The 342-nt window shown below is 66.4% G+C and carries 1 protein-coding gene; it reads left to right on the forward strand.

Features of this window, described 5'->3' with window-relative positions:
- On the forward strand, positions 1–342 hold a 342-nt coding region (locus CYJ76_RS11745), incomplete at both ends, for a substrate-binding domain-containing protein (RefSeq protein ID WP_144043112.1).

The following is a 342-nucleotide window of genomic DNA, read 5'->3' on the forward strand; positions in this document are numbered from 1 at the left end:
GGGCGATACCTTCTGGGATCTTGTCCGCGCAGGCGCGGAGGATGCCGCCAAGAAGAACAACCTGGAGCTCCGCTACAGTTCCTCCCCGCAGGCACCTGACCAGGCGAACCTGGTACAGAATGCCATCGATTCCAACGTCGATGGCCTGGCGCTGACCATGCCCACCCCGGAGGCCCTGGGGCCGGTGGCGAAGCGAGCGGCGAAGGCGGACATTCCCGTGGTCGGCCTGAACTCCGGCATGGAGCACTACAAGAAGTACGACGTCAGCGCCTTCTTCGGCCAGGACGAGTCCGTCGCCGGCGAGCGTGCCGGCGAGCGCCTGGCCAAGGACGGCGCCAAGAA

It is taken from the genome of Kytococcus schroeteri (genome assembly GCF_002847825.1).
In the GTDB taxonomy this organism is placed as follows: domain Bacteria; phylum Actinomycetota; class Actinomycetes; order Actinomycetales; family Dermatophilaceae; genus Kytococcus; species Kytococcus schroeteri.